Genomic DNA, 23,176 nt, shown 5'->3' with positions numbered 1-23,176 from the left:
GGCCGGGACCAGACCGGATCGGATCGGATCGGACAGGGGATCAGAACCGATAGAGATCGCACCCGAACGAGGGGTCGCCGCGCAGCGCACGGATCATCGTCTGGACCCGGCTCCGACGTCCGCTGCAGACCCTGAGCGCCGTGACCTCTGCGTCAACGGCATCGCCGCGGAACCGCGCGACCCAGTCCTCGGTCTCGGCATTGCGCTGGATCGCGTAGCGTGAATCGGGTGCTGCGTCGTAGCTGACCCCCAAGGCCGCCGCGGCCCACTCGAGATAGGGGGTCGGGTCCTCAAGCAGCGTCTCATAGACGAACGCCCTCGGCGCCAGCCCGGTGATCGTTTCATAGGCATTCCAGAAAGCATCGCTGCGTTCGACAAAGTGGATGGCCCGCGCGATCTCGGCCCGGTCGAACACGCTAAGCCGGTCGTTACCGCGCAGTTCGCTCGACCAGCGGCCGGTCTGCCGCGCCTTGACCAGCGAGATCGCCTGGCGCAGCCGGTCCTGCCGGGAGAGCCGCGCGATGTGAAGCTCGTGCGTCCGGGCGCAGAGCGTCAGGAAATCGGCCCCGTAGGTTTCGCCGAACCACAGAAGGTGCCGCGGAAAGACCTTGAGCGCGAAGCGTCCGTTGGCGCCGCTGGCCGCTGCGACGACCGCCGCGACATATCCTTCCGCATCGGTGCGGCGGGGATCGACGCCCAGAAGCTTCGGCTCGAGCCATTCCGAGGACTGCCCCATCACGCCGGTCGCATCGGTCAACTGCCCGAGCCAGCTCGACCCGCTGCGGCCCTCGGCCAGAAGGACAATGCCGGTCTGGCGAGCGGAATCGGCAGAAGCGCCGGAGGGTGTGGACATCGCGGGGTCACTTTTCGACAGGCCGCCTGGCGCGGCGCGGGGGCTTCGGAATTGCGCGCCACGCCTTGATAGGATACGGCGAGGGCCGAGGCAATGAACGGCGACGGGGGCGCGGCAGCGGCATGCAGGCAGTCATTCTGGCCGGCGGATTCGGGACACGGATCTCGGAGGAAAGCCATCTGCGGCCGAAACCCATGATCGAGATCGGCGGCCGCCCGATCCTGTGGCACATCCTCAAGATCTACGCCGCCCATGGCATCACCGATTTCGTGATCTGCTGCGGCTATCGCGGCTACATGATCAAGGAATATTTCGCCAATCTCGTGCTGCATTCCTCGGATATGACCGTCGATACCCGCACCGGCGAGATCACCTATCACAACTCGGTCGCCGAACCCTGGCGGGTGACCCTTGTCGATACCGGCGCCGACTCGATGACCGGCGGGCGGCTCAGGCGGGTCCGCCCCTATCTGGGCGAGCAGTTCTGCATGACCTATGGCGACGGGCTGGCCGATATCGACATCCGCGCCGAGATCGAGTTTCACATCCGCCACGGGCGCGAGGCGACGGTCGCCGCGGCGATCCCCCCGGGACGTTATGGCGCGCTCGAGATGACCGCCGAGGCCGAGGTCCGGCGCTTTACCGAGAAACCGCCGGGCGACGAGGGCCGGATCAACGGGGGTTTCTTCGTGCTGAACCGGAGCGTGCTTGACCGGATCGAGGGCGACCCGACCCCGTTCGAGGGAGCGCCGCTGGAAGGGCTTGCCCGCGACGGCCAGTTGATGGCCTGGCGCCATCCCGGCTTCTGGCACGCGATGGACACGCTGCGCGACCGCAACTACCTGGAAAGCCTCTGGGCCTCGGGTACCGCGCCCTGGAAGATCTGGGCGTGAGCTTCTGGGCCGGCAAACGGGTGCTGCTGACCGGGCATACCGGGTTCAAGGGCGCCTGGGCGGGCCGCTGGCTGGCGCGCCGCGGGGCCGAGGTCACCGGGATCTCGCTGCCGCCCGAACCGGGCCCTGCGCTTTACGACAGTCTCGGGCAGGACCACCTTGCGGCCTCGCATATGGCGGATCTGCGCGATGCCGGGCGGACCGCGGAACTGGTGCGCGCGGCGCGGCCCGAGATCGTGCTGCATCTGGCCGCGCAGCCGCTGGTGCGGCGGTCCTATGCCGACCCGGTGCTGACCTTCGGCAGCAACGTGATGGGCACGGTGCATCTGCTGGACGCGCTGCGCCGCGAGGCCGCCCTGCGGGCCGTGCTGGTGGTCACATCGGACAAGGTCTACGAGAACGACACGTCCGGCCGCGCCTTTGCCGAGACCGACCGGCTGGGCGGCCATGACCCCTATTCCGCCTCGAAGGCCGCAACCGAGATCGCGGTCGCCTCGTTCCGCCGCGCCTTCTTCGCCGAGGCCGGTGTTCCGCTGGCGACCGCGCGGGGCGGCAACGTGATCGGCGGCGGCGATTTCTCGGCCGACCGGCTGGTGCCCGACATCGTGCGCGCGCTGATGGCCGATACCCCGCCCGAGATCCGCAATCCCGGCGCCACCCGGCCCTGGCAGCATGTGCTGGACTGTCTGGACGGGTATCTGACCTTCGTGCAGGCGCTGGCCGAGGGCCGCGCCCTGCCCGAGGCGCTGAATTTCGGTCCCGCCCCCGGCACGCCTGCCGTGACCGTCGCGGAGCTTGCCGAGGGGCTTTATGCGGCACTCGGGCGCCCCCCCACGCTTGGCACCCCGGCCGAACGCGGCCCGCACGAGATGGCGCATCTTGCCATCGATGCCGGGCTTGCCGCACGCACGCTGGGCTGGCGGCCCCGGCTGTCGGGCGCCGAGACGCTCGACCTTACCGCCCGCTGGTATGCGGGCTTTCTGGCGGGCGAGGATGCGGCCCGCCTGACCGACCAGCAGATCGACCAGTATCAGGACAGGACGCCGTGACCCGCCATTGCCGCTTTTGCCAGGCCCCGCTGGAGCAGACCCTCGTCGATCTGGGCGAGACGCCGCTGGCCAACAGCTTCCTGCCCGACAGCCCCGAGGCCATCGCCGCGGAACGCCGCTTTCCGCTGCATGTGATGGTCTGCACGACCTGCTGGCTGGCCCAGACGACCGAGACGGTGCCGGCCGATGCGATCTTCGCCCATGACTATGCCTATCTCTCGTCCTATTCGGCCGGCTGGGTCGCCCATGCCCGCCGCTATGCCGAGGCGATGGCCGACCGCTTCGGCCTGGGGGCCGGGTCGCGCGTGGTCGAGATCGCCTCGAATGACGGCTACCTGCTGCAGCACTTCGTCGCCATGGGCGTGCCGGTGCTGGGGGTCGAGCCCGCGGGCCATGCCGCCGAGGTGGCCGAAAGCATCGGCGTGCCGACCCGGGTCATGTTCTTCGACGAAACGTCTGCAACGGCACTGCGCGACGAGGGCTTTGCCGCCGATCTGATGGCGGCCAACAACGTGCTGGCCCATGTGCCCGACATCCGCAGCTTTGCCGCCGGGTTCCGGGTGCTGCTGAAGCCCGAGGGCGTCGCGACCTTCGAATTTCCGCATCTGGCCCGGCTGATCGACCAGGTCCAGTTCGACACGATCTATCACGAACATTATTCCTATCTGTCCCTGACCTTCGTCGAGCGGCTGATGCGCGAGGTCGGGCTTTCGGTCTTCGATATCGAGCGGCTGACGACCCATGGCGGCTCGCTTCGGGTGTTCGTGGGCCATCCGGGCGCCCATGCCGAGACCGAGGCGGTCGCGGCCCTGAGGGCCGAAGAGGCCGCCCTTCAGCTTGACCGGCCCGAGGGCTATGCGGGCCTTGCCGCCAGGGTCGCGCGGGTCGTCGCCGATTTCCGCGCCTTCGTCGCCAGCGCCCGGGCCGAGGGCAAGACGGTCGCGGGCTATGGCGCGGCGGCCAAGGGCAACACCTTCCTGAACGTGGCGGGGATCGGTCCCGACGACATCGCCTTCGTCGTCGACCGCAACCCGCAAAAGCAGGACCGCCTGCTGCCGGGCAGCCACATCCCGGTCCTGGCGCCCGAGGAAATCGCGCGGCAGAGGCCCGATTACCTCGTCATCCTGCCCTGGAACATCGCCGAGGAAGTGATGGACCAGCAGGCCGCGATCCGCGACTGGGGCGGGCGCTTCGTGACCGCGGTGCCGGAGCTGATCGTCCGGTGAGGCTGACCGAGGGCGATCTTCCCGGCCTTTATCTGGTCGAAAGCCCGGTTCATGCCGATGCGCGCGGCAGCTTCGCGCGCGCCTGGTGCCGCGACACGTTCCGCGCGGCGGGGATCGACTTCGATCCGGTGCAGGCGAACCTGTCGACCAACACCGCGCGGCACACCCTGCGCGGGCTGCATTATCAGGACCCGCCTTATGCCGAGGCCAAGCTGGTGCGCTGCGTGGCCGGGCGGATCTGGGATGTCGCGGTCGATTTGCGCCCCGGCCCCGGCTACGGCCGCTGGCAGGCGGTCGAGCTGTCGGCCGAGCGCGCCAACGCGCTGTTCCTGCCCGAAGGTCTGGCGCACGGCTTTCTGACGCTGACACCGGGCGCGGTCGTTCTGTACCACATGGGCGCGGCCCATGTGCCCGGGCAGGCCCGGGGCATCCGCTGGGACGACCCGGATCTGGCCATCGCCTGGCCCGCGCCCCCCGAGGTGATGTCCGAGGCCGACAGGGCCTGGCCGGGTCTGGCAGAACGGACCTGACGCAAGGCCGCTCGCCTGCCGTTTTCGCCCGTGCTATGGCGTCCCGAACCGCACAGAAACACCCGTCCGGGGGGCACATGATCCTCGTCATCTCGCTTGACCGCTCGCACGCGCGGAGGCAGGCCGTCACCGCCGCCATGGATGCCCTCGGGCTGGCCTTCCGCTTCGTCGACGCGGTCGATGCGCGCCGCGATGCCCTGACGCCGGTCGCGCCGGCGGCCCGGATCCGCGCCGCGATGGAGCGCGACATGAGCGACGGGGAAAAGGCCTGCGCGCTCAGCCACCGCAAGGCCTATGAGACGTTTCTGGCCGGCGAGGACAGCCATGCGGTGATCCTGGAGGACGATGCGATCCCCTCGCCCGCCTTCGCCGCGTTCCTGGGCGCGGGCGGGCACCTTAGGCATCCGATGATCCTGTATTACCATTCGGGCGCCCGCGTCCTGCGCAAGCCGGGCGTGCCCGCGCTTGGGGACCATCTGCTGTTCCGGCTGGCGCTGCCCGCGAACGGGGCGGTGGCCTACAGTCTGGACCGCGCCTCGGCCGAGGCGCTTCTGGCGGCACAGACGCCGGTGGTGCGCAAGGCCGACTGGCCGATGGACATCGCGACGCTGGGGGCCCTGGTCGTCGTGCCGCAGCTGGTCGGCCATCCCGACCGGATCGCGGACCCGGGCCAGTCGCTGCTGGCGGCGGGGCGGACGAACAGGCGGGGCCTGCGGCTGGGCCGGTATCTGCGGGCGGAGTATTACCGGCGCAAGCTGCTGAAGCTGACGACGCGGCGGGTCAGCTAGCGGCCCCGCGTCAGGGCTTGGGGCGGTCGTCCCAGTCCTCGTTCAGGATCCGCCGGGCGTCGCCCTCGGGGTCCTCGAACTGATGCGCGCGCAGCGCCCAGAAGAAGGCGCCAAGCCCCAGACCTCCGAGGAACAGCGAAATCGGGATGAGGTAGGCGATGATCTGCATGGGGGCCCCTACCTCACCCTCAGCGCGTTCAGCGACACGGTGATCGACGAGGCCGACATCGCCAGCGCGGCCGCCAGCGGCGTCGCCAGCCCGACCAGCGCGATCGGCACCGCGATCAGGTTGTAAAGCGCCGAGATCGCAAAGTTTTCGCGGATGCGCCGGGTGGCCTTGCGCGCCGTCGTCACGGCCCCCGACAGCGTCGACAGGTCCTTGCCCAGCAGCACGATATCAGACGCCACCCGCGCCGCGTCCAGCGCGCTGGCGGGCGAGATCGAGACATGCGCCGCGGCCAGCGCGGCGGTGTCGTTGAGCCCGTCGCCCACCATCAGCACGCGCCGTCCGTCGCGGCCGAGCGCCTGCACGGTTGCGGCCTTGTCCTCGGGCAGCGCCTCGGCCTGCCAGTCGGCGATCCCGAGCCGGGCGGCCAGATCCGCCACCGGACCGGGCGCGTCGCCCGACACCAGCCGCACCGACAGCCCCAGCGCCACGAGCCCCGCCACGGCCGCTTCGGCGCCCGGGCGCAGCCGGTCGGCAAAGGTGAAGCCCACCGGCGCCCGCGCGCCGACCTGCAGCCAGGAGGCGGTTTCGGCCCCGGACTGCGCCCCGACCCAGGCGGCCCGGCCAAAACGCACGCGCTCGCCGCCGAAGGCGCCCTCGATCCCGTAGCCCGGCACCTCGCGGATGTCGCTCACCCGGGCCGGATGCAGCCCGGCCTTGCGCCCCGCCTCGGCCAGCGCGCGCGCCAGCGGATGGGCCGACCCCTCGGCCAGCGCCAGCGCGATTTCCAGATCGCGGCGCGGATGATCGCCCAGATTGGTCGGCTCGGGCGCGCCGAGCGTCAGCGTGCCGGTCTTGTCGAAGACGACGGCATCGACCTCGGCCAGACGTTCGAGCGCGGTGCCGTCCTTGATCAAAAGCCCGCGCCGGAAAAGCCGCCCTGACGCGGCGGTGGTGACGGCGGGCACGGCCAGCCCCAGCGCACAGGGGCAAGTGATGATCAGCACGGCGACCGCGATGTTCAGCGCCAGCCGGATATCGCCGCCGGAAATCCAGAGCCAGGCCAGGAACGCCGCCAGCGCCAGCAGATGCACGCCGGGCGCGTAGATGCGCGCGGCCCGGTCGGCGAGCGAGGTATAGCGGTTCTTCGAGCTTTCGGCGATGGCGACCAGATCGGCCATGCGATGCAGCGAGCTGTCCTGCCCGGCCGCGGTCACGGTCATGGCCAGCGGCCCGGTCAGGTTCACCTCGCCCGCGCTCAGCGCCATGCCCGGTCCGGCAAAGGCGGGCAGGCTCTCGCCGGTCAGCAGCGAGCGGTCGATTTCCGACTGGCCCTCGGCCACGATCCCGTCGACCGGCACCCGGGCGCCGGGGCGCACCAGCACCACGTCGCCGACCGCGATCTCGGCAATCGGCACCGTCTCTTCGCCCGCGGCGGTCCGGCGCTGCGCGCGCGGCACCTCGAGCGCGGCCAGTTCCTCGGCGGCCGAGCGCGCCACGGCGCGGGTGCGGTGGTCGAGATAGCGGCCCGCCAGCAGGAAGAAGGTCAGCGACAGCGCCGCGTCGAAATAGGCATGCGGCCCGTGCCGGGCGGTTTCATAGAGCGACATGCCCGCGGCCAGCGCGATGGCCAGCGAAATCGGCACGTCCATGTTGAGCCGCCCGTGCCGCAAGACCGCAAAGGCGTTCCGGAAGAAAGGCTGGGCGGCGAAGACGATGGTTGGCAGCGCGATCATCGCCGAGACCCAGTGAAAGAGGTCGCGCGTGGCATCCGCCGCGCCCGACCACACCGCCACCGACAGGAGCATCACGTTCATCATCGCAAAGCCCGAGACGGCGATCCGCATCAGGATATCGCGCCCCGCCTTGTCGGTCGCGGTGGCCGCGATCACCCCGGGGTCGAGTTCATGCGCCTCGTAGCCGATGGCCTCGAGCACCCCGACCAGCCGGTCGGCGGTGACGGCGGGTTCGGCCTCGACGGCGACGCGCTTCAGCGTCAGGTTGACCCGGGCGTTGCGCACCCCCTCGGTCCCGTTCAGCGCCCGTTCGACCGCCGAAATGCAGGCCGCGCAATGGATCGTCGGCAGGGACAGGAACAGCCGCGCGTCCTTGGGGGCCTCGGCATCGGCCAGCGCCTCGGCCGAGGGCGCGACGGCGCAGGCCGGGCAGGCCGCCGGACGCATCTGCATCTCGGCGCCCATGGGTCAGCCGTCCACGTGAAGTTGCAGCCGCTGCCGGAACGGCGTGCCGTCCTCGGCCGCGGCCGTCACGCGGATCGTCCAGAAGCCCGGCCCCAGATCGAGCGGCGACGAGAAGGTGCCGTTGTAATACAGCATCGCCGGTCTCTTGTCGTCGCGCACGCTGGTCGCGCGGCCGACCAGAACGTCGAGATCGCGCACCGCGACCGGCTGTCCGTCCGCCCCCTCGAAACGCAGCGCCAGCACCCGTTCGGCCTCGTCATAGTCGAGGCTGGTGGTCCAGCCCAGCGCCTGCTGTTCGTGCAGATTGGCGTTGAACTCCTGGCTGGCGACATAGGAATTGGCGACTTCGAGACCCGGGAAGGTGTGCACCGCCTGATAGGCCAGCGTCAGGTTGACGCCCACCACCACGGCAAAGGCGGACACAGTGAAGATCAGCACCTTCCGGCCCGTCAGTTCCCTGCCCATCACTTCATCCCCTTTCCGTTGAAGACCGTGTCGTCATAGGTCCGCTCTGCGGCCGCGGCGTCTTCGAGCCAGATCCGCACATCGGTCGTCGTCGCATTGGCCGGCGCGCTGCCCGCGGGCGCCACGATATAGACCCGCTTGAGCAGCGTTGCATCGGGCGGCACCGTGAAGGTCCCGTCGTCCGAGCCCTCGACCGAAATGGCATAGGCCTCGTCCGGGGTCACGGTCAGGCGGAACGCCCGTTCGTCGCCATGCATGTTGCGCACCCGCACGTCATAGGTGTTGCGGATCGAGCCGTCCGACATGGTGACGAAGATCGGGTTGCGGACCGGCGCCACCGTCATGTCGATGTCGGACCGCACGAACAGCGCCACCAGAAGGCCGATGCCGACGGCCGACCAGAGCGCCGTGTAGAGGATGGTGCGGACCCGGAAGACATGCTTCCAGATCGATTTCGGCCGGTTGCCGGCGCGTTCCCGCGCCTCGTCCGACAGCGCCATGTAGTCGACCAGACCGCGCGGCTTGCCAACCTTGTCCATCACCTCGTCGCAGGCGTCGATGCACAGCCCGCAGGTGATGCAGGCCAGCTGCTGGCCGTCGCGGATGTCGATGCCCATCGGGCAGACATTGACGCAGGCGTAGCAGTCGATGCAGTCGCCCAGCCGCTCGGCGCCCTCGGCCTTGCGGTGCTTGCCGCGCGGTTCGCCCCGCCATTCGCGGTAGCCGATGGTGATGGTGTCCTCGTCCATCATCGCGGCCTGGATGCGCGGCCAGGGGCACATGTAGACGCAGACCTGTTCGCGCATGAAGCCGCCCAGGATGAAGGTGGTCAGCGTCAGCACCAGGATCGTGGAATAGGCCACCGCATGGGCCTGGAAGGTGATCAGGTTCCACAGAAGGGTCGGCGCATCGGCGAAATAGAAGACCCAGGCGCCGCCCGTCGCCACCGCGATCGCGAGCCAGAGCCCCCATTTGGTCAGCCGGAGCCGCCATTTGGTGGCGTCCCAGCGGGCAGTCCACAGACGCACGCGCTTGTTGCGGTCGCCCTCGACCCAACGCTCGACCAGGATGAAGAGATCGGTCCAGACCGTTTGCGGGCAGAAATAGCCGCACCAGACCCGGCCCAGCGCCGAGGTGAAGAGGAAAAGCCCCAGCCCGGCCATGATCAGGAGCCCGGCGACGAAGTAGAATTCGTGCGGCCAGATCTCGATCCAGAAGAAGAAGAAGCGCCGGTTGGCGAGGTCGATCAGCACCGCCTGATCGGGCAGGTTCGGCCCGCGGTCCCAGCGCAACCAGGGCAGAAGGTAGTAAATGCCGAGGCAGATCGCCAGCAACCACCATTTCAGGCTGCGGAACTTGCCCGACACGCGCCGGGGAAAGATCGGCTCGCGGGCGGAATAAAGACGGTCGGGATTCTGATCAGTCGAGCTCACACGCTCACTCCGTTCGGGCTGCGGGCCGGGTCCGGCGTGCCGTTTCGGTCGCGTCGCGACGTGGGCCCTCGTTCTTCGATAGCTAGAACCTGCGTCCTCACAAGGAAAGCGACGAGGCGTTCACTTCTGAGGCGGATTGCGGAGTCTTTGACGGCGAATCGCACAGGCTGGGGGATGAGAACTGGAAAAACTCTAATTCTGCGCGCGGACGCACAGTGCTCTCTTAGATTGCGCGCTGGACGATGGGGGAGGTTTTGGGCGAGGATAGACACCGGCCCCCGTGGAAACGCGCGAACAGGATGGGGGCCGGTGCCATCGACCGGGGGCCATTGGCCCCCGGAAGTCGTTTGATCATTCGCCGCCACCCAACTGGTGGACATAGACCGCGACCGACTTGCGCTCCGCCTCGCTGAGACGGTCCTGCCAGGTCGGCATGACCCCGAAGCGCGCCTTCGTCACAGTCTCGGTCAGCGTCGCGACGTCCCCACCGTAAAGCCAGATCGCGTCCGTCAGATTGGGCGCGCCTACGGTGCGGTCGCCGCGGCCGTCCTCGCCATGGCATGCAGCACAGTTATCAAGGAACACCGTTTCGCCCTGACTTGCCAATGCGGCATCATGTTCCTGCCCGGAGATTTTCCGGACGTACTGGACCACCTGGCCGATCTCCTCGCCGGACAGAAGCCCGTCGGTGCCGAAGGAGGGCATCTGCGACCAGCGCGCGTCGGGGTTGTCCTCGTTCCGCACGCCGTTGGTCACGGTGTAGTAGATGTCCTCGAGCTTGCCGCCCCAGAGCCAGTCGTCGTCCAGCAGGCTGGGATAGCCCTGCCCCTGCACGCCGGCCGCGCCCGACCCGTGGCACTGGGCGCAATAGGTGCGGAACACCGCGCCGCCGCCCTGAACCGCGTAGTTGTAAAGCGCGGGATCCGCCTCGATCGCCGCCGGGTCCTCCATCGGCGCCGCCGCGACCCGGGCAATAAGCTCGGCATTGCGGTCCTCGTAGTCCTTGATCTCGACCTCTACCGCGTGCCGGGTCGAATAGCCCAGAAGCCCCGGGGTCGCCCCGGTCACCAGCGGCCAGGCCGGATAGAGCATCGAGTAGATGAAGGCGAAGGCGATACAGCCGTAGAAGGTCCAGAGCCACCAGCGCGGCAAGGGATTGTTCAGCTCTTCGATGCCGTCCCAGCTGTGACCGGTGGTGCCGACTTCGCCGGGCTTGGTGTTGTGGTCGCTCGAACTCATGTCCGCGCCTCCTTTCGGCACGTCGCACCGTCCTCGGTGCCTGCAGGTTTGTCTTCATGCCGGAACGGGATGTTGGCCGTGTCGCGGTGTTCCTTGGCGCTGCCCGGGCGCAGGGCCCAGACGATCACGCCGACGAAGAACACCGTGAGTGCCAGCAACATCCAGCTGTCGGCGAACTCGCGCATGACGGAATAGGTATCCATGCCCCCGTCCTCAGCGGCTCGCATCCGGCTCGAAGGTCGAGAAGTCGACCAGCGTGCCCAGCATCTGCAGATAGGCGATCAGCGCATCCATTTCCGAGATGCCCTCATTGCCGTCGAAATTGCGCACCTGCGCCCCCGGATAGCGTTCCAGAAGACCGTCCACGCCATCGGCATAGGGGTCGATCTGGGCGTTGAAATCCGCGACCGCGTTCTCGATCATCTCGTCGGTATAGGGTACGCCCACCGCGACATGGGTGCGCATCTTGTCGGCCATGTGTTCCGGGTCGACCATGCGCCGTTCCAGGAACGCGTATTTGGGCATCACCGATTCCGGCACCACCGATTGCGGATCGCGCAGGTGGTGGACATGCCAGGCGTCGGAATAGCGCCCGCCGACCCGCGCCAGGTCGGGCCCGGTCCGCTTGGACCCCCACTGGAACGGGTGGTCGTACATCGACTCGGCCGCCAGGCTGTAATGGCCATAGCGTTCCACCTCGTCGCGCATCGGGCGGATCATCTGGCTGTGGCAGACATAGCAGCCCTCGCGCACGTAGATGTCGCGCCCCTCCAGCTCCATCGGCGAATAGGGGCGCATGCCCTCGACCTTCTCGATGGTGTTCTGAAGGTAGAACAGCGGGGCGATCTCGACCAGACCGCCGATGGTCACCACGAGGAAGCTGAACACCAGCAGAAGCGATGCGTTCTTCTCAAGGATCTTGTGTTTTTCGAGAATGGACATGGCTTCCGTCCTTATTCAGCCGGGGCCGCAACCGGCGTCGCCTGCTTGGCGGGCGCGGAGGTCGCGGTCTTCCAGATGTTGTAGCACATGATCAGGGCACCGGTGACGTACATGCCCCCGCCAAGCGCGCGGACGATATACATCGGGTGCTTGGCCGCGACGGTGTCGGCGAAGGAGTTCACCAGGAACCCTTGCGCATCGACTTCGCGCCACATCAGGCCTTCCATGATCCCGGTGACCCACATCGAGGCGGCGTAAAGCACGATCCCGATGGTGGCGAGCCAGAAGTGCCAGGAGACGAGCGCGGTCGAATAGAGCCGCTCGCGGCTCCACAGCCGCGGCGCCAGGAAGTAGAGCGCGCCGAAGGTGATCATGCCGTTCCAGCCAAGGGCGCCGGAATGGACGTGGCCGATGGTCCAGTCGGTATAGTGCGACAGCGAGTTGACCGCGCGGATCGACATCATCGGACCTTCGAAGGTCGACATGCCGTAGAAGCCGACGGCCACGACCATCATGCGGATGACCGGGTCGGTGCGGATCTTGTCCCAGGCGCCCGACAGCGTCATCAGGCCGTTGATCATGCCGCCCCAGGAGGGCATCCACAGCATGACCGAGAAGACCATGCCCAGCGTGCCGGCCCAGTCGGGCAGCGCGGTGTAGTGCAGGTGGTGCGGACCCGCCCAGATGTAAAGGAAGATCAGCGCCCAGAAGTGGATGATGCTGAGCTTGTAGCTGTAGACCGGGCGTTCGGCCTGTTTCGGCACGAAGTAGTACATCATCCCAAGGAAGCCCGCGGTCAGGAAGAAGCCCACCGCGTTATGGCCGTACCACCACTGGGTCATGGCGTCCTGCACGCCCGAGAAGACCTGAACCGACTTCGAGCCCCAGATCGAGATCGGCAGGCTGAGGTTGTTGATCAGGTGCAGCATCGCCACGGTGACGATGAAGCTGAGATAGAACCAGTTGGCGACGTAGATATGGGGTTCCTTGCGCTTGAAGATCGTGCCCAGGAAGATCGCCAGGTAGGTCACCCAGAGGATCGTCAGCCAGATGTCGACATACCATTCGGGCTCGGCATATTCCTTGGACTGGGTCGCGCCCAGCAGGTAGCCGGTCGCCGCCAGCACGATGAAGAGCTGATAGCCCCAGAACACGAACCAGGCCAGGTCCCCTCCCCAGAGCCGGGCCGCGCTGGTGCGCTGGACCACGTAGAAAGACGTCGCGATCAGGGCGTTGCCGCCAAAGGCGAAGATCACGGCAGAGGTGTGCAGCGGACGCAGCCGACCGAAGTTCATGTAACCGCTGGCCCATTCGAAGTTCAGGCCGGGAAAGGCCAGCTGGCTGGCGATGAACGTGCCGGCGGCAAAGCCGACCACCCCCCAGAAGCAGGTCGCGATGACACCCGCCCGGATGACATCGTCCATGTAGCCGGTCTTGTCGATCACCGGTTTCGGCGCGCCGAGACCCCGCACCGTCCAGGCGGCAAGGCCGCCCGCGACCAGCAGGATGATCACCGCGTGCACCATGTATGCCATGTCGCGTGCCATGAACGCGGCGACTGCGGCGAACACCGCAATCACGCCCAGGACGGCGATCTTAACGTAGTCCCACATTGATAGTCCCTTCGTCTTTCACCGACCGAACCGCCTTCGGCCGACTCCCTCACGATGCCGTGACGTATTCTATGGTATGCACAGATATGCATTGATCCAAGTCAATCTCTCTTTAGCTTGTCCAATTCAAGCTTGATCTTGGTCAAAGCCTTGGAACATTGCGGTCATTTATGGTCTGCGCAACGTCACCAACGACGCGAAGGAGTATAGCGGTGGGCTACAAGACCATCCTGACCATCATCACCGACACGGATATCTCCGACTCGGCGCTCGAACCGGCGATCACCCTCGCCGCCCGCGAGGAGGGGCATCTGGACATCCTCTGCCTCGGCGTGGACCGCACCCAGACCGGGTATTACTACGCGGGTACCAACGCCTTCATCCAGCAGGAGACCCTGCACAAGGCCCAGGAAGATGCCGCCGCCATCGAGAGTGCCGTCAAGGCCCGCATGGGCCGTGAAACTCTCGCCTGGAGCAGCGAGGCCGCGGTGGCGCAGATCGCCGGGCTCAGCCATCTGGTGGCACAGCGGGCGCGGTTCTCGGATCTGGTGATCATGCCCCGCCCCTATGGAGAGGGTCGCGGGATCGAGGACGAGGCGGCGACCGAGGCGGTTCTGTTCGACGGGCATGCGCCGCTTCTGGTGGTGCCGGCCGGGGCCGACACCGCCCATATCGGGCGCAAGATCGTCATCGCCTGGAACCAGAGCGACGAGGCCATGGCCGCGCTGAAAGAGGCGATGCCGCTGATGCAGGCCGCCGAAGTGGTCAATATCGCGGTGGTCGATCCGCCGAAGCACGGCCCCGACCGGTCGGACCCCGGCGGCGCGCTGTCGCAGATGCTGTCGCGCCATGGCGTCAAGACCGAAATCTCGGTGCTGGCCAAGACCACGCCGCGGGTCTCGGACGTGCTGCAGCGCCATGCGATGGATATCGGCGCCGACATGATGATCATGGGGGCCTATGGCCATTCGCGCTTCCGCGAGGCAATCCTCGGCGGCGCGACCCGCAGCATGCTTGAAAAGACCACGGTCCCGGTCCTGATGGCGCATTGACGCGCCGCAGGCGGCCCGGCCTGGGGGACGCCCTCAGGCCGGCATGCCGCCGTCGCTGTCATCGCCGGTCTCGCCCAGCAACCGATCGAAATCCGGAACCGTCACATGGCGCTTGCCTTCCAGCACGATCACGCCGTCGCGCTTCAGCGCCGAGATCTGGCGGCTGACGGTTTCCAGCGTCAGGCCCAGATAGTCGGCCATCGCCTCGCGGGTCAGCGGCAGGTCGAACACGATCCGTCCGCGGGTCGGGCCGAGCTTCAGCGTGGCGTCGCGCCGGGCGATGATGGCCAGCAGGCTCGCGATCTTCTCGCGCGCGGTCTTGCGGCCCAGAAGCAGCATCCATTCCCGCGCCGCGTCCAGTTCGTCCAGCGTCATTTCCAGAAGCCGCTGGCCGATATGCGGCGTGCGGATCATCAGCTCTTCGAACGGCTTGCGCCGGAAGCAGCACATCGTGAGCTGAGTCGTCGCGGTCACGTCATAGGCCGCGCTCTCGCGCCCCGGGCGCCCAACGAAATCGGACGGCAGCAGCAACCCCACCATCTGGGTGCGGCCGTCCTCCATCGTCTGGCTGAGCGTGGCGATGCCTTCCATGACCGAGCCGACGAAATCCATCCGGTCGCCGGACCAGATCACGGTCTGACCGGCGTCGAAGGTGCGGTAGTACTTGATGGCCTCGAGCGCCTCGAGTTCGTCAGTCTCGCAGCGGGCACAGACCGCGCGGTGACGAATCGGACAATCAAAGCACTCGATATGAGCAACGGGCGTGTCGGTAACGGCCATTCCGTTTCCAATTTTGACTTCGATCAAGGAGAGGTTCCTTGGGTGGACCTAACGCTAGTCGAATGAGCACAGAATCGCAACTCACCCGTCTCGGTCTATTCGACGCCAAGGTGCCCCGGTACACCAGTTACCCGACGGCACCCCATTTCAATGCGTCGGTGGACGATGGAGACTTCGCCGGCTGGATCGGCCAGATCGAGCCCGGTTCGCAGATTTCCCTGTATATCCACGTGCCGTTCTGCCGCCGGCTGTGCTGGTTCTGCGCTTGCCGCACCCAGGGCACCCGGTCCGACGCGCCGGTCGAAGCGTATCTCGAGACGCTGAAGACCGAGATCGCGATGCTGGGCAAGCGGCTGCCCGAGGGCGTGACGCTGTCGCGCCTGCATTGGGGCGGGGGAACGCCGACGCTGATGTCGGCCGACATGATGAAACAGCTGACCGAGGCGATCTTCGCCGTCGCGCCGATGCACGAACAGGGCGAGTTCTCGGTCGAGATCGACCCGAACGAGATCGACGAGGCCCGGCTGGACGTGCTGGCCAAGGCGGGCATGAACCGCGCCTCGATCGGCATCCAGGACTTCGACCCGCAGATCCAGTCGGTGATCGGGCGGATCCAGAGCTATGACATCACCCGCGACGCGGTCGATCTGATCCGGTCCAAGGGCATCACCTCGCTGAACGCCGACATCCTGTACGGCCTGCCGCACCAGTCGAACGAGCGGATCGCCGAATCGGTGCAGAAGCTGATGTCGCTGTCGCCCGACCGGGTCGCGCTTTACGGCTATGCCCACGTGCCGTGGATGGCCCGGCGCCAGTCGATGATCCCGGCCGAGGCGCTGCCGACCCCGGAAACCCGGCTGAAGCTTTACGAAACCGCCAAGGAACTGTTCCTGTGGGACGGCTACCGCGAAATCGGCATCGACCACTTCGCGCGGCCCGATGACGGGCTGGCCCGGGCGCTGGACGCGGGCAAGCTGCGCCGGAACTTCCAGGGCTACACCGACGACACCGCGGCCGCGCTGATCGGCCTGGGCGCCTCGTCGATCTCGCGCTTCCCGCAGGGCTATGCCCAGAACCTGTCGGGCACCTCGGATTATACCGCGCGGGTCCGCGACGGGCGCTTTGCGACCGGCCGGGGCCATGTCTTCAGCGACGAGGACAAGATGCGCTCGCGGATGATCGAGGCCTTGATGTGCGACTTCCACATCTCGACCGCCGAGATCACCGAGAGTTTCAGCATCTCGAAAGCCGATCTGAACGCGATGTTCCAGGAGGTCGCCGACCGGTTCGCCGGGTTCATCGACCTCAGCAATGACGGGCTGACGGTGCCGGAACACGGCAAGCCGCTGACCCGGATGATCGCCCGTGGCTTCGACGCCTACGACCTGTCGAAAGCCGGCCACAGCTCGGCGATCTGACGCTTTCAGGCGGCGCCCGGGGTTTCCCCGGACGCCGCGAAGGCCGCCCGCATCAGGGTGCGCGTATAGTCCGTCTTCGGCGCCTCGAAGACCGCCTCGACCTCTCCCGCCTCGACGATCTGGCCCATCCGCATGACCACGACCTTGTGCGCCATGGCCCGCACCACGCGCAAATCGTGGCTGATGAACAGATAGGCCAGGTCGTATTTCCGCTGCAGGCTGCGCAACAGGTCGACGATCTGTACCTGCACCGTCATGTCCAGCGCCGAGGTCGGTTCGTCCAGCACCACCATGCGCGGCCGCAGGATCATCGCCCGCGCAATGGCGATCCGCTGACGCTGTCCGCCCGAAAACTCGTGCGGATAGCGGTGCATCATCGCGGGGTCCAGTCCGACCTCGGCCAGGATCTGCGCGACATCCTCGCGCGCCGTCCGCCCCGGCCGGACCCCGTGCACCCCAAGCCCCTCGGCCACGATCTGTTCGACCGTCATCCGCGGGCTGAGGCTGCCGAACGGGTCCTGAAAGACGATCTGCATGTCGCGCCTCAGCGGCCGGATCTGCCGCGATTTCAGCCCGTCGATACCCTGCCCCTGAAAGACGATCCGCCCCTCCGACGAAATCAGCCGCATGATCGCCAAGGCCAGCGTCGTCTTGCCCGACCCCGACTCGCCCACGACCCCCAACGTCTCGCCCGCCCGGACCGAAATATCGGCCCCGTCCACCGCCTTCACATGGCCCACGGTCTTGCGCATGAAGCCGCGCTGGATCGGAAACCAGACCTTCAGCGCATCGGTGCGCACGATCTCGGCCGCGTCGGGCTTGACCGGATCGGGACCGCCCACGGCGGCGGCGGCCAGAAGCTTCTGGGTATAGGGGTGCTGCGGCGCGCGGAAGATCTCGGCCGTGGGGCCGGTTTCGACGATCTCGCCGTCCTTCATCACGCAGACCCGGTCGGCGATCCGGCGCACCACGTTCAGATCGTGGGTGATGAAGAGAAGGCTCATGGTCTCTTCGCGCTTGAGCTCGGCCAGCAGGTCGAGGATCTGCGCCTCGATGGTGACATCAAGCGCGGTGGTGGGCTCGTCCGCGATCAGCAGGTCGGGCCCGTTGGCCAGCGCCATGGCGATCATCACCCGCTGCCGCTGGCCGCCCGACAGCTGGTGCGGATAGGCCCCCAGGCGGCTTTCGGGGTCGCGGATGCCGACCCGGGCCAGAAGTTCGAGGATGCGCGCGCGCGCCGCCGCCCCGGTCAGCCCCTGATGCAGCGCAAGGCTTTCGGCGATCTGCTTTTCCAGCGTGTGCAGCGGGTTGAGCGAGGTCATCGGCTCCTGGAAGATGAAGCTGATATCGTTGCCCCGAACCTGCCTCAGCCGTTTTTCCGGCGCGCCGGCCAGGTCCTCGCCTTCATAGACGATCGAGCCCGAGACCGTCGCCGCCCCGGGCAGAAGCCCGACCGTCGACAGCGCCGTCACCGACTTGCCCGACCCGGATTCGCCGACCAGCGCCACCGTCTCGCCGCGCCCGATCTCGAAGCTGACGCCCCGGACGGCTGGGACCTGCCGGCCGTCCTGCTGGAAGGACACATGCAGGTTCTCGACCTTCAGGACCGGGCTCATTGGAACGTCTTTCTCGGGTCGAAGGCATCGCGGACGCCCTCGAAGATGAAGACCAGCAGCGACAGCATGATCGCGAAGGTGAAAAAGGCGGTGAAGCCCAGCCAGGGCGCCTGCAGGTTCTGTTTGGCCTGCAGCGTGAGCTCGCCCAGCGAGGGCGCCGAGGAGGGCAGCCCGAAGCCCAGGAAGTCGAGCGAGGCCAGCGTGCCGATGGTGCCGGTGATGATGAAGGGCAGCATGGTCAGCGTCGCCACCATGGCATTGGGCAGCATGTGGCGGAACATGATCGTCCAGTTCGACACGCCCAGCGCCCGGGCGGCGCGGACATATTCGAAGTTGCGCGCGCGCAGGAATTCGGCGCGGACGACGCCGACCAGCGCGGGCCAGCCGAAGAGCGCGGTCAGGAACACCAGCAGCCAGAAGCTGCGCCCCAGCACCGCGAAGAGGATGATGATGATGTAAAGCTGGGGCGTCGAGGTCCAGATCTCGATCACCCGCTGGAAGATCAGGTCGATCAGCCCGCCGAAGAAGCCCTGCACCGCGCCCGCCAGGATACCGATGACCGAGGCGATGCCGGTCACCATCAGCGTGAACAGGATCGACAGCCGGAACCCGTAGATCACGCGCGCCAGCACGTCGCGCGCGGTATCGTCGGTGCCCAGCCAGTGCTGGGCATCCGGCGCCGAGGGCGCGGTGCCCTGGATGTCGTTGACGGTGTTGTAGCTGTAGCGGATCGGCGGCCAGATCATCTGACCCTTCGCGATGGGCTCGCCCTCGACCATGCCGTCGGCGGCATCGGCGATCAGGCCCTCGGGGTCGTCCCAGCAGGCGTCAAGCCCGCCGGTGACGATCAGGCACTGCACCTCGATGTCGCGATAGACCGCCTCGGTCCGCAGATCGCCGCCAAAGGCGGTTTCGGGGTAGAACCGGTAGATCGGAAAGAAGCTCTCGCCGCGATAATTGACATAGATCGGCTTGTCGTTCGCCAGCAGCTCGGCAAAGAGCGACAGTCCGAACAGCACGCCGAAGATCGCCAGCGACCAGAGCGCCCGGCGATTGCGCTTGAAGTTGCGCCAGCGCCGCTGATTGAGGGGAGACAGCCAGGCCATGTCAGGTCTCCCGGCTTTCGAAGTCGATCCGGGGATCGACCAGCACATAGGTCAGGTCGGACAGGATGCCGACCAGCAGCCCGATCAGCCCGAAGACGTAGAGCGTCGCGAAGATCACCGGATAGTCCCGCGCCACGGCCGCCTCGAAGCCGAGCCGCCCCAGACCGTCCAGCGAGAAGATCGTCTCGATGATGATCGAGGCGCCGAAGAAGACGCCGATGAACATGCCCGGAAAGCCCGCGATCACGATCAGCATGGCGTTGCGGAAGACATGGCCGTACAGCACCCGCGCCTCGGACAGGCCCTTGGCCTTGGCGGTCACCACGTATTGCTTCTTGATCTCGTCGAGGAAGGAATTCTTGGTCAAGAGCGTCAGCGTGGCAAAGCTGGAAATCGTCGTCGCGATCACCGGCAGGGCGATATGCCAGAAGTAATCGAGGATCTTCGCGGGCCAGCTCAGGTCCGCCCAGTTGTCCGAGACAAGCCCCCTCAGCGGGAACCATTGCAGGTAGGACCCGCCCGCGAAGACCACCAGCAGCAGCACCGCGAACAGGAACCCCGGGATCGCGTAACCCACGATGATGACCGCCGAGGTCCAGGTGTCGAAGCCCGACCCGTCCCGGACCGCCTTGCGGATGCCCAGCGGGATCGAGACCATGTAGGCGATCAGCGTGGACCAGAGCCCCAGGCTGATCGACACCGGCATCTTTTCCAGCACCAGATCGACGACCGAGACCGACCGGAAGTAGCTTTCGCCGAAATCGAACCGCGCATAGTTCCACATCATCGTCAGGAACCGCTCCAGCGGCGGCTTGTCGAAGCCGAATTCCTTTTCCAGTTCCTCGATGAATTCGGGCGGCAGGCCGCGGGCGCCGACATATTTGTCGCTGCCGCCGCCCGCCGCGGTGCTCATCTGCTGGTTCTGCGCATCGGCCCCGCCCCCGGCAAAGCCCTGAAACACGTCGCCCCCGCCCTCGATCTGGGCGATGATCTGTTCGATCGGTCCCCCCGGCACGAACTGCGTCAGGGTGAAGTTGATGATCATGATGCCGATCAGCGTGGGCACGATCAGCAGCAGCCGGCGGAGGATATAGGCGCCCATCTGGTCCGGTCTGTCCCTGTCAGCGCAGCGCGCCCGCCGCGCGCAGCTCGGCCGCGCGGTCGGCGTCGTACCACCAGAAATCGAGATAGCCCAGATCGTAGGGCGGCAGCGCGTCGGGATGGCGGTACATGTCGAAATAGGCCACCCAGTGGACATCCTTGTACCAGGTCGGCACCACGAAATACGCGTGCCGGAAGATCCGGTCGAGCGCCCGGGTCGCGGCGCGGAACTCGTCCTCGGACCGGGCCGAGACGAGGTGCTGCATCAGGATGTCGGCGCCTTCATTGGCAAAACCCGCCGGGTTGAAAAGGCTGTATTCGGCATCGGCCGACCCGAACCGCTGCTGCATGCCCAGCCCCGGCACCAGGTTGGTCTGGTAGCTTGCAAGGATCATGTCGTAGTCGCGTGCGCGCCTGCGGTTGGTGAATTGCGAGGGATCGACCCGCGAAAAGCTGGCATCGACGCCCAGCGCGCGCAGGTTGTCGACGAAGGGCAGCGCGATCCGTTCGGTCACCGGACTGTCGTCGAGGATCTCGAGCTTCAGTATCTGGCCATCGGCGTTCCGCCGCATCCCGTCATCGCCCGCGACCCAGCCCGCCTCGTCCAGCAGCTGCGAGGCCTGGCGCAGGTTCCGCCGGTCGAGCTGACGGTCGCCCGAGGTATGGGCCTGCGCCGGCGGCTCGGTCAGGATCGCGGGGTCGATATGGTCCGCGACCTCCTGCAACAGTTCAAGCTCGCGGCCTTCGGGGGGCGCATCGGGTGCGCCGAGGTCGCTGTTTTCCCAGAACGAGCTGCGCTGCTTGAAGAGGCCGAATTGCAGCGTCTCGTTGGTCCATTCGAAATTGTACATCAGCCCGATGGCGCGCCGCACCCGCAAGTCCTGAAACTGCGGCCGGGCGAGGTTGAAGATCCAGCCGCTGTCGGGCGGCAGGTTGCCGTCATGGGGCTCGTCCTTCCTTACCCAGCCCGCGGCCACCGCCGGGAAATCGTAGCCCGTGGCCCAGGTCTTCGAGCTGTCCTCTTCTCGGAAGGTGTAGGCACCCGACTTGAAGCCTTCGAGCGCCGCGATGGAATCGGCGAAATACTCGACCCGGATGCGGTCGAAATTGTACCGCCCGACATTGATCGGCAGGTCCTTGCCCCAGTAGTCGGGGTCGCGCTTGTAGACGATGCGGCGGTTGATGTCGTAGCTGTCCAGCACGTAAGGCCCGGTGCCCATGATCGGGGTCAGGCTGCTTTCATCAAGACGCGCGCCGGTCTTTTCGAACCAGGCCTTCGACATCACCGGGTTCGACCCCATCTGGCTGATCAGCCCGTCGCGCGGCACGTCCGGCTTGAAGGTGAACTTGATCCGGTAGGTATCCAGCACCTCGGGCGAATAGACCAGCTTCTTGACCGCCTCGCGATAGGACGGCAGCGCCTGTTCCATCAGCAGATCGAAGGTGAATTTCACGTCCTCGGCGGTCACGGGCGTGCCGTCGCTGAAATGCGCCTCGGGCCGCAGGTTGAAGATCACCCAGTCCTCGCTTTCGGGATATTCGAGGCTTTCGGCGATCAGACCGTACGAGGTTCCGGGCTCGTCGGCGACATCGGTCATAAGGCGTTCGATGTTGATCGTCGCCAGCGCCCCGGCCCGGCCCTTGCGGGTAAAGGGGTTGAAGCTGTCGAAGGTGCCCGGCGCCCAGATCGAGATCTCGCCACCCCTGGGCGCGTCCGGGTTGACGTAATCGAGCCGCTGGAAATCGGCCGGATACTTGGGCTGGCCCAGTTCCGAAAAGGCATGGGTCCTGATGACGGTCTCGGTGCTGTCCGCCGCCGGTGCAGCGGGGGGCGCATCCTGCGCCAGCGCCGGACCCGCGCCCAGCAGCAGCGCCAGCATCAGCGCAAGCGCCCGGACCGGATGGCGGGACGCAGGTCTGGCCGGAACCGGCAGATCGGCACGGTGCGGATGGCGGCGGGGGGTGGGCATCGGCAAACTCCCTGTCTTCTGCGGTCGGACGGACGCGAGACCTGGCCCTAGCTAATGGCCCGGGCGCCGCAGGTTCAAGTTGAGATTCCGTGAGACTGCCGCAATCGCGGGGGGCAAGGCAGGGCTCAGAGCCCCCGGCGCGCCTTCAACGCCGCGCTGATCGTGCCGTCGTCAAGATAATCGAGCTCGCCCCCGATCGGCACGCCCTGGGCCAGCGAACTCAGCCGCACGCCGGTCTCGGCCAGTTCCTCGGCGATGTAATGGGCGGTGGTCTGGCCGTCGACGGTCGCGTTCAGCGCCAGGATCACCTCGGTGATCCCCTCGCGCCCGATCCGTTCGACCAGATCGGGAATGCGCAGATCCTCGGGCCCGACCGAATCGAGCGCCGACAGCGTGCCGCCCAGCACGTGATAGCGCCCGCCGAAGGCGCCGCCGCGTTCCATCGCCCAAAGATCGGCCACGTCCTCGACGACGCAGATCTCGCCGTTCGAGCGGGCCGGATCGGCGCAGATCTCGCAGGTATCGGCGGTGGTGATGTTGCCGCAGACGGCGCAGTCATGCACCGCCTCGCCGACCTTGCGCATGGTCTCGGCCAGCGGCAGCAAGAGGACCGCGCGCTTCCTGACCAGATGCAGCACGGCACGGCGGGCCGACCGGGGCCCAAGCCCCGGCAGCCGTGCCATCATGTCGATCAGCGCGTCGATCTCGTGCGGGCGGTCGGCCATCGGCCGGGCC

Annotated in this window: 22 protein-coding genes; 7 read left to right on the top strand and 15 right to left on the bottom strand. The window is 67.1% G+C overall.

What is annotated here, in order from left to right:
• Positions 1-40 precede the first annotated feature (40 nt).
• The gene (locus tag DSD19_RS08230) at positions 41-853 is read right to left on the bottom strand and encodes a Stf0 family sulfotransferase (protein WP_113669214.1); all 813 of its coding nucleotides are present in this window, start codon (positions 851-853) and stop codon (positions 41-43) included.
• A 122-nt stretch (positions 854-975) separates the two neighbouring features.
• Between DSD19_RS08230 and rfbF the strand changes: the two genes are divergently transcribed.
• From rfbF to DSD19_RS08205, 5 genes are all read left to right on the top strand, one after another.
• Positions 976-1,746, top strand: a complete 771-nt coding sequence (gene rfbF / locus DSD19_RS08225; protein ID WP_075787049.1) for a glucose-1-phosphate cytidylyltransferase — start codon at positions 976-978, stop codon at positions 1,744-1,746.
• The gene (gene rfbG / locus DSD19_RS08220; RefSeq protein WP_207802433.1) at positions 1,743-2,795 is read left to right on the top strand and encodes a CDP-glucose 4,6-dehydratase; all 1,053 of its coding nucleotides are present in this window, start codon (positions 1,743-1,745) and stop codon (positions 2,793-2,795) included. The genes rfbF and rfbG overlap by 4 nt, the downstream gene beginning before the upstream one ends.
• Positions 2,792-4,021, top strand: coding sequence for a class I SAM-dependent methyltransferase (locus DSD19_RS08215; protein ID WP_113669212.1), 1,230 nt, complete (start codon positions 2,792-2,794; stop codon positions 4,019-4,021). Before rfbG ends, DSD19_RS08215 begins: the two co-directional genes overlap by 4 nt.
• Positions 4,018-4,551, top strand: coding sequence for a dTDP-4-dehydrorhamnose 3,5-epimerase (gene rfbC / locus DSD19_RS08210; RefSeq protein ID WP_113669211.1), 534 nt, complete (start codon positions 4,018-4,020; stop codon positions 4,549-4,551). Before DSD19_RS08215 ends, rfbC begins: the two co-directional genes overlap by 4 nt.
• A 77-nt stretch (positions 4,552-4,628) precedes the next feature.
• The gene (locus DSD19_RS08205; protein WP_165828086.1) at positions 4,629-5,339 is read left to right on the top strand and encodes a glycosyltransferase family 25 protein; all 711 of its coding nucleotides are present in this window, start codon (positions 4,629-4,631) and stop codon (positions 5,337-5,339) included.
• 10 nt (positions 5,340-5,349) lie between these two features.
• Here the strand turns inward: DSD19_RS08205 and ccoS are convergent, their stop codons facing one another.
• The 8 genes from ccoS to ccoN all read right to left on the bottom strand — a co-directional run bounded on the left by ccoS (position 5,350) and on the right by ccoN (position 13,398).
• Entirely contained in the window at positions 5,350-5,508 is a 159-nt protein-coding gene (ccoS, locus tag DSD19_RS08200) for a cbb3-type cytochrome oxidase assembly protein CcoS (protein WP_075787054.1), read from the bottom strand.
• A gap of 8 nt (positions 5,509-5,516) precedes the next feature.
• Positions 5,517-7,706 carry a heavy metal translocating P-type ATPase gene (locus DSD19_RS08195; protein ID WP_113669209.1) on the bottom strand — a complete coding sequence of 730 codons (2,190 nt, stop codon included), beginning with the start codon at positions 7,704-7,706 and terminating at the stop codon, positions 5,517-5,519.
• Positions 7,707-7,709: 3 nt separating this feature from the next.
• Positions 7,710-8,171 carry a FixH family protein gene (locus tag DSD19_RS08190; RefSeq protein WP_113669208.1) on the bottom strand — a complete coding sequence of 154 codons (462 nt, stop codon included), beginning with the start codon at positions 8,169-8,171 and terminating at the stop codon, positions 7,710-7,712.
• On the bottom strand, positions 8,171-9,604 hold the full coding sequence (gene ccoG, locus DSD19_RS08185; RefSeq protein ID WP_075787057.1) for a cytochrome c oxidase accessory protein CcoG: 1,434 nt from the start codon (positions 9,602-9,604) through the stop codon (positions 8,171-8,173). Before ccoG ends, DSD19_RS08190 begins: the two co-directional genes overlap by 1 nt.
• Before the next feature lie 351 nt (positions 9,605-9,955).
• Positions 9,956-10,843, bottom strand: a complete 888-nt coding sequence (ccoP, locus tag DSD19_RS08180; protein ID WP_075787058.1) for a cytochrome-c oxidase, cbb3-type subunit III — start codon at positions 10,841-10,843, stop codon at positions 9,956-9,958.
• Positions 10,840-11,046 carry a cbb3-type cytochrome c oxidase subunit 3 gene (locus tag DSD19_RS08175; RefSeq protein WP_075787059.1) on the bottom strand — a complete coding sequence of 69 codons (207 nt, stop codon included), beginning with the start codon at positions 11,044-11,046 and terminating at the stop codon, positions 10,840-10,842. Before DSD19_RS08175 ends, ccoP begins: the two co-directional genes overlap by 4 nt.
• A 10-nt stretch (positions 11,047-11,056) precedes the next feature.
• A complete protein-coding gene (gene ccoO / locus DSD19_RS08170; RefSeq protein WP_075787060.1) occupies positions 11,057-11,785 on the bottom strand; it encodes a cytochrome-c oxidase, cbb3-type subunit II in 729 nt (242 codons plus the stop codon).
• An 11-nt stretch (positions 11,786-11,796) separates the two neighbouring features.
• The gene (ccoN, locus tag DSD19_RS08165; RefSeq protein WP_113669207.1) at positions 11,797-13,398 is read right to left on the bottom strand and encodes a cytochrome-c oxidase, cbb3-type subunit I; all 1,602 of its coding nucleotides are present in this window, start codon (positions 13,396-13,398) and stop codon (positions 11,797-11,799) included.
• 212 nt (positions 13,399-13,610) lie between these two features.
• Here ccoN and DSD19_RS08160 point away from each other — a divergent pair, with 212 nt between their 5' ends.
• A complete protein-coding gene (locus tag DSD19_RS08160) occupies positions 13,611-14,450 on the top strand; it encodes a universal stress protein (RefSeq protein ID WP_075787062.1) in 840 nt (279 codons plus the stop codon).
• A gap of 33 nt (positions 14,451-14,483) precedes the next feature.
• On the opposite strand, the gene fnrL is transcribed toward DSD19_RS08160, so the two are convergent.
• Positions 14,484-15,230, bottom strand: coding sequence for a transcriptional regulator FnrL (gene fnrL / locus DSD19_RS08155; RefSeq protein WP_075787063.1), 747 nt, complete (start codon positions 15,228-15,230; stop codon positions 14,484-14,486).
• Positions 15,231-15,292: 62 nt separating this feature from the next.
• On the opposite strand from fnrL, the gene hemN reads away from it, so the two are divergent.
• Positions 15,293-16,648: an oxygen-independent coproporphyrinogen III oxidase gene (gene hemN, locus DSD19_RS08150; protein ID WP_113669206.1), complete on the top strand. Its 1,356-nt coding sequence runs from the start codon at positions 15,293-15,295 to the stop codon at positions 16,646-16,648.
• 5 nt (positions 16,649-16,653) lie between these two features.
• Here the strand turns inward: hemN and DSD19_RS08145 are convergent, their stop codons facing one another.
• The 5 genes from DSD19_RS08145 to recR form a co-directional block, all read right to left on the bottom strand.
• Complete coding sequence (locus tag DSD19_RS08145; RefSeq protein ID WP_075787065.1) at positions 16,654-18,264, bottom strand: ABC transporter ATP-binding protein; 1,611 nt, start codon at positions 18,262-18,264, stop codon at positions 16,654-16,656.
• On the bottom strand, positions 18,261-19,370 hold the full coding sequence (locus tag DSD19_RS08140; RefSeq protein ID WP_113669205.1) for an ABC transporter permease: 1,110 nt from the start codon (positions 19,368-19,370) through the stop codon (positions 18,261-18,263). The genes DSD19_RS08145 and DSD19_RS08140 overlap by 4 nt, the downstream gene beginning before the upstream one ends.
• A 1-nt stretch (position 19,371) precedes the next feature.
• The gene (locus tag DSD19_RS08135) at positions 19,372-20,472 is read right to left on the bottom strand and encodes a microcin C ABC transporter permease YejB (protein WP_075787067.1); all 1,101 of its coding nucleotides are present in this window, start codon (positions 20,470-20,472) and stop codon (positions 19,372-19,374) included.
• A gap of 19 nt (positions 20,473-20,491) precedes the next feature.
• Positions 20,492-22,441 (bottom strand): extracellular solute-binding protein, encoded by a 1,950-nt coding sequence (locus DSD19_RS08130; protein ID WP_113669204.1) that lies wholly within the window; start codon positions 22,439-22,441, stop codon positions 20,492-20,494.
• Positions 22,442-22,566: 125 nt separating this feature from the next.
• A complete protein-coding gene (gene recR, locus DSD19_RS08125; protein ID WP_113669203.1) occupies positions 22,567-23,166 on the bottom strand; it encodes a recombination mediator RecR in 600 nt (199 codons plus the stop codon).
• Between the last annotated feature and the right edge of the window lie 10 nt (positions 23,167-23,176).

The sequence above is a fragment of the Rhodovulum sp. BSW8 genome, from assembly GCF_003314725.1.
Taxonomy (GTDB): Bacteria; Pseudomonadota; Alphaproteobacteria; order Rhodobacterales; family Rhodobacteraceae; genus Rhodovulum; species Rhodovulum visakhapatnamense.
Note: the sequence above shows the minus strand (reverse complement) of the source record. Positions and strands in the feature narration are given on the sequence as shown.